Raw genomic sequence first — 5,817 nt, 5'->3', positions numbered from 1 at the left:
CGATGACGACCCCGCCGCCGACCCCGACGAGCCCGGACAGCACGCCCGACAGCAGCCCGAGCAGCTTCGAGGTCGAGACCAGGCCGAAGCCGATGCGGATGCCGTCACGGGTCTCGGCGATCGTGTACTGCAGCGAGCGGGAGAACTTCCGGACGTAGTAGCCGCCGGCCCCGATCACCGCCGGGAACAGCGCGAGGAGGATGCCGTACTCGCCGGTCACCGAGATGCTCACGACCATGGCGACGACGAGGAGCACGAGGAACACCGTCGTGGTCGAGAGCAGCATCGACGCGATCAGGCGACCTGGGTGCACCTTGACGATCCGGGTGGCGCGCACGGCATCGGGGTCGAGCTCGGGCGAGAAGACCTCCTCGAGCCGGTCCTGCAGCACACCGTACGAGGCGCGCTCCGGACCCTGCTGGTCGTCCTCCTTCGCACCGGAGGCGAGCACCAGGATCCGCCGCCGGAGGTCCTCGGCGGGCTTCGACCCGAGGTAGGCGAGCTGCACGTTGGCGTCGTTGCCGGCCTGGGCGATCTCGAGCTTCGCGGTGCCGAGGAGCCGGGGCACGATCGGCCGGGAGATGTTGATGCCCTGGATGCGGTCGAGGCGGGCCTTGCGGTGGTTGCGGAAGAGCACGCCCGAACGGACCTCGACGATCTCGCCCGTGACGCGGAACTCGTGCATGCGCCAGGACAGGTAGAAGAGCCCGATGAGCACCACGAGCAGCACCACGATGCCGAGCAGCACCCAGCCCACCGCGCCGTGCTCGTACACGTAGCGCACCGGATCGCCGTCGTCCTGCGGGCCGCCCCCGGGGATGAAGAACTCGACGAGCTGGTCGCGCAGGCTGTTGAGCACGTACCCGAGCACGACGATGAGGAAGATGCCACCGCGCAGCAGCGGGGTCAGCGGGTGCAGGCGGTGCCACTCGCCGTCGGTGAGGGGCGCGGCGGCGGCGGCGTTGCCCACCTGACCCGGCGGGGTCGGCAGCGCAGGGCCGGAGCGGAAGGTCACGACACCACCTCAGAGCCCGGCGCGGCGGGACTCGGCGAGCTCCACCAGCCGGTCTCGCAGCTCGTCGGCGTCCGCCGCGGGGATGCCTGGGATGCGGACGTTCGTCGCGGCGGCCGCGGTCACGAACTTGAGCTCGCTCATGCCGAGCGCGCGGTCGAGCGGACCGCGGGCGACGTCCACGAGCTGCATGCGGCCGTAGGGCACGGCCGTGAAGCGCTGCCACATGAGGCCGCGCCGGAACACGAGGTCGTCGTCGCGCAGCGCGTACCCGATCGACCGGACCCGGCGCGGGGTCAGGACGACCGTGACCAGGGCTGCGACGCCGATCACGATCGCGACCGAGGTCCAGACGACCCCGGCAGGTCGGCCGAAGCCGCCGTTCACGACACCGAGCAGCACGCAGCCGGCGGTGACGACGACGCCGATCAGCACCGTGGTGACGAGCTCCGTCCACACGAGCTTGGGCGACACCCGCGTCCAAGTGGTCCCGGTCAGGCCGAGGCCCGGCTCGTCGAGTCGTTCTCTCGGCATCGCGGGCTCCGCTCCCTCAGTTGGTGGCCGTCGAGCCGCCGCCGTGGTCGTCGCGGTCGTCGTCGCCCGGAGGAGCGATGCACATGCGTTCGGCGACCAGTGCGCAGACCGTCAGGACGACGGCACCGCCGAACGCCACGGCGTTCGGCAGGGTCGAGCCTAGCGAAGGCGTCACGCTCCGGGTCAGGAGGTACACCAGCAGGCCCGCACCGAAGCCGCCGAAGAGCGCGCCGCCGATGCTCGAGGCCTTCGCGAGCACGACCACGCGCGTGGCGTACAGCGGGTCGACCGGGCGCTGCCGCAGCACGCCCTCCTTCGCGTGGCGGCGGACCGGACGCGCCATGAGCACGACGGCGATGCCGATGAACGCGAGGGTCAGGCCGAGGGCGACGGACAGCAGGAGCGTGGGTGCCCCGCGGGAGGCCAGGACGGCGTCGACCGCGAAGCCCGCGACGGCGGCGACGGCCGCCACGCTCACGAGGACGGAGGCGCGGGTCGGTCTCACGGTCGCGTCTCCGGCCGGGAGGCGCGGGTCGGGTCGACCGTGCGGGTCGCGTCGTCCGGCCCGGTCGCGTCGTTCGCGCGGGTCGCGTCGTCCGGCCCGGTCGCGTCGTTCGCGCGGGTCGCGTCGGCCGGCCCGGTCACGTCGTCGGTCCTGCTCGTGTCGTCCGGCCCGGTCACCTCGTCGAAGAGCCGGGGCTCGTCGACGCGCTCGGTGTCGTCGCCGAGCGCGGCGAGCAGCTCGGCCACGGGTCCGGCACCCGGCAGGACGGCCTCCGGGTCCGCGTCCGCCCACGGTGCGAGCACGAACGCCCGCTCGGCCGCGCGCGGGTGCGGCACCGTGAGGGTGTCCGTGTCGAGCACGAGGTCGTCGATCGCGACCACGTCGAGGTCGAGCGTCCGGTCGCCCCACCGGACCTCGCGGGTACGGCCGTGCTCGTCCTCGATGCCGTGGAGGGCGTCGAGGAGGGCCTGCGGCTCCAGGTCGGTGTCGACCACCACCACGGCGTTGCGGTACCGCGGCTTCGACTCGTCCCGGCCCGCGAGCGTCACCGCGACGGACTCGACCTCACGGCTGGCGGCCACGGGCCGGACGCCGGGCAGCGCGGCGATCGCCGACGCGGCTGCGCGGAGGGTGCTCCCCCGGTCGCCGAGGTTGGCGCCGAGCGCGATGACGGCGCGGCTCACTCTTCTTCCTCGGTGCGGTCGTCGGGCAGTACACCGCCCCGGGTCCGCCGGATCGTGATGGACACGTCCGTGAACGGCACCGTGATCGGCGCCTGCGGCTTGTGCACCGTGACCTCGACCGCGCGGGCCGCTCGGTGCGTGAGCACGGCTGCGGCGATGCGCTCGGCGAGCGTCTCGATGAGGTCGACGGGGTCGCGTTCGATCTCGGCGACCACCTGCTCCGCGACCACGCCGTAGTGAACGGTGTCGGCGAGGTCGTCCGAACCGGACGAGACCCGGGCGTCGACCTCGACGGCGACGTCGACGACGAAGTCCTGCCCGTCGGCGCGCTCGTGGTCGAACACGCCGTGGTTCCCCCGGGCGCGGACCCCGGTCAGTCGGATGGTGTCGTTCACGATCGTGCTGCCCTCCAGGCGTCCCAGACGTCGAGCACCGCACGCGTCGGTGCGGGGTCGTGCACGCGCACCCCCCACGCGCCGCGTTCGGCGGCGAGCAGGCTGATGGCGGCGGTGGCGAGGTCGCGGTCGCGCGGCGGGGCCCCGGCAGCGCTGCCGACCCCGTCGAGGAACCGCTTGCGGGAGGCGGCGACGAGCACCGGCAACCCGATCGAGGCGAAGCGTTCGTAGCCCGCCAGGATCTCCCAGTTCTGCACTCCCTGCTTGGCGAACCCGAGGCCGGGGTCGATGACCACCTGCTCCTCACGCACGCCCAGGATGATGAGTTCGGCGACGCGGTGCTCGACCTCGCGGCGGACCTCGTCCACCGCGTGCGCGTACTCCGCGTTCCGGTACATCCGGTCGCTGTGGCCGCGCCAGTGCATCACGACGAAGCCGGCACCGGTGTCGCGCACGACCCGCGCCATGTCGTCGTCGGCCAGCCCGCCGGACACGTCGTTGACGATCGCGGCTCCGGCCTCCACGGCCCGCTCGGCGGTCGAGGCGTTCATCGTGTCGACGCTCACGGTGATGCCCTCGGACACCAGTTGGCGCACGACGGGGAGCACGCGGTCCTGCTCGACCTCGACCGGGACGCGCTCGGCACCCGGGCGGGTGGACTCGCCCCCGATGTCGACGAGGTCGGCGCCGGCGGTGACGAGGTCCCGCGCGTGCTGGAGCGCGGCATCGTACGCCTGGTGCAGGCCGCCGTCGCTGAACGAGTCCGGGGTGACGTTGAGGATGCCCATCACCCGCGTGCCGTCGGTCGGCGTCTGGGTGCGCTCGCGGTCGCGCCGGCGGCCGGTCACGATCTCCGGCACCGGGGCAGGTGCACGGAGGTCGATCGCGACCGTCGGCGGTTCCGCCGCGGCGGCGCGCGCCCGGTGTTCCTCGGCGCGCGCACGGTCCGCTTCGGCGAGGCGACGCGAGCGTCTCGTCGGCAGGTCGGTCATGCCGGCCTACGCGGGGGCGATACCGGGGTTGCCGAACGGACGACGACGGGGCTTCGTCGACGACTCGGTGTCACTCGGCTCGGCCGCGGTCGAAGCCGCCCGGCCCGGGAACTCGATCGCCGGCAGGTTCGACACCGGCCGCTTGTCGCTCGACAGCCACTGCGGGCGCTCGGGCAGCTTGCGGACGTCCTTGAAGATCTCGACGAGCTCCGGCGCGTCGAGCGTCTCCTTCTCGAGGAGCTCGCCGGCGAGGCGGTCGAGGATGTCGCGGTTGTCGTTGAGCACCTGGTAGGCCTCGTCGTGAGCGGCCTCGAGCAGCGCACGGGTCTCGGCGTCGACCGTCTCGGCGATGTTCTCCGAGTAGTCGCGACCGCTGCTGCCGCCCATCTCGCGGCCGACGAACGGCTCGCTCGAACCGGACCCGAGCTTGACGGAACCCACCGCACGGCTCATGCCGTACTCGGTCACCATCTTGCGCGCGGTCGACGTGGCCTTCTCGATGTCGTTCGACGCACCCGTGGTCGGGTCGTGGAAGACGATCTCCTCGGCGACGCGGCCACCCATGGCGTAGGTGAGCTGGTCGAGCAGTTCGTTGCGCGTGACGGAGTACTTGTCCTCGAGCGGGAGGACCATCGTGTAGCCGAGGGCCCGGCCGCGCGGCAGGATCGTGATCTTCGTGACCGGGTCGGTGTGGCGCATCGCCGCGGCTGCCAGGGCGTGACCACCCTCGTGGTACGCCGTGATCAGTTTCTCCTGGTCGGACATGATGCGCGTCCGGCGCTGCGGACCGGCCATGACGCGGTCGACGGCCTCGTCCAGGGCCCGGTTGTCGATGAGCTGCGCGTTCGAGCGGGCCGTCAGCAGCGCGGCCTCGTTCAGCACGTTCGCGAGGTCGGCGCCGGTGAAGCCGGGCGTCTTGCGGGCGAGCAGACCGAGGTCGACGCTCGCGGCGAGCGGCTTGCCCTTCGCGTGCACCTCGAGGATCTGCTTGCGGCCGTCGAGCGACGGGGCGTCGACGCCGATCTGGCGGTCGAAACGGCCCGGGCGCAGGAGCGCGGGGTCGAGCACGTCGGGACGGTTCGTCGCGGCGATGAGGATGACGTTCGTCTTGCCGTCGAAGCCGTCCATCTCGACGAGGAGCTGGTTCAGCGTCTGCTCGCGCTCGTCGTTGCCGCCGCCGATGCCGGCGCCGCGGTGACGACCCACGGCGTCGATCTCGTCGATGAAGACGATCGCCGGGGCGTTCTGCTTCGCCTGGTCGAAGAGGTCACGGACACGGCTCGCACCGACACCGACGAACATCTCGACGAAGTCCGAACCGGAGATCGAGTAGAACGGCACGCCGGCCTCGCCCGCGACGGCACGCGCGAGCAGCGTCTTGCCGGTGCCGGGAGGGCCGTAGAGCAGCACGCCCTTCGGGATCTTCGCGCCGACGGCCTGGAACTTGGCCGGCTCCTGCAGGAACTCCTTGATCTCGTGGAGCTCCTCGATCGCCTCGTCCGAGCCGGCGACGTCCGCGAAGGAGACCTGCGGGTTCTCCTTGTTGTTCATCTTCGCGCGGGACTTGCCGAACTGCATGACCTTCGAGCCGCCGCCCTGCGCGTTCGCGAGGAGGAACAGAACAGGGCGCCGATGATGAGGAACGGCAGGAGGACGCTGAGCAGCGACAGGAACCAGTTCCCCTGCTGCACGCGGT

6 protein-coding genes and 1 pseudogene are annotated in these 5,817 nt (G+C 72.0%); all 7 read right to left on the bottom strand.

The annotated features are described in order from the left end of the window. A partial coding sequence (locus I59_RS07370; protein WP_022903307.1) for a PH domain-containing protein occupies positions 1-1,015 on the bottom strand: 1,015 nt, incomplete at its 3' end. A gap of 9 nt (positions 1,016-1,024) precedes the next feature. Further along, complete coding sequence (locus tag I59_RS07365; protein ID WP_022903306.1) at positions 1,025-1,546, bottom strand: PH domain-containing protein; 522 nt, start codon at positions 1,544-1,546, stop codon at positions 1,025-1,027. Positions 1,547-1,562: 16 nt separating this feature from the next. Continuing rightward, a complete protein-coding gene (locus I59_RS22735) occupies positions 1,563-2,051 on the bottom strand; it encodes a DUF3180 domain-containing protein (RefSeq protein WP_022903305.1) in 489 nt (162 codons plus the stop codon). Continuing rightward, complete coding sequence (gene folK / locus I59_RS07355) at positions 2,048-2,734, bottom strand: 2-amino-4-hydroxy-6-hydroxymethyldihydropteridine diphosphokinase (protein ID WP_083881974.1); 687 nt, start codon at positions 2,732-2,734, stop codon at positions 2,048-2,050. Before folK ends, I59_RS22735 begins: the two co-directional genes overlap by 4 nt. Further along, on the bottom strand, positions 2,731-3,129 hold the full coding sequence (folB, locus tag I59_RS07350) for a dihydroneopterin aldolase (protein WP_031273263.1): 399 nt from the start codon (positions 3,127-3,129) through the stop codon (positions 2,731-2,733). The genes folK and folB overlap by 4 nt, the downstream gene beginning before the upstream one ends. Further along, positions 3,126-4,121 (bottom strand): dihydropteroate synthase, encoded by a 996-nt coding sequence (folP, locus tag I59_RS07345; protein ID WP_022903304.1) that lies wholly within the window; start codon positions 4,119-4,121, stop codon positions 3,126-3,128. The genes folB and folP overlap by 4 nt, the downstream gene beginning before the upstream one ends. 6 nt (positions 4,122-4,127) lie before the next feature. Then, positions 4,128-5,817: pseudogene (gene ftsH, locus I59_RS19455) on the bottom strand (ATP-dependent zinc metalloprotease FtsH); the annotation flags it as partial.

This window comes from Curtobacterium sp. B8 (genome assembly GCF_000333315.1).
Lineage (GTDB): Bacteria > Actinomycetota > Actinomycetes > Actinomycetales > Microbacteriaceae > Curtobacterium > Curtobacterium luteum.
This window is presented reverse-complemented; position numbering and strand designations above follow the sequence as displayed.

Coding starts and splice junctions, on each gene's coding strand:
- I59_RS07365 (WP_022903306.1), bottom strand. CDS start 1,546: ATGCCGAGAGAACGACTCGACGAGCCGGGCCTCGGCCTGACCGGGACC.
- folP (WP_022903304.1), bottom strand. CDS start 4,121: ATGACCGACCTGCCGACGAGACGCTCGCGTCGCCTCGCCGAAGCGGAC.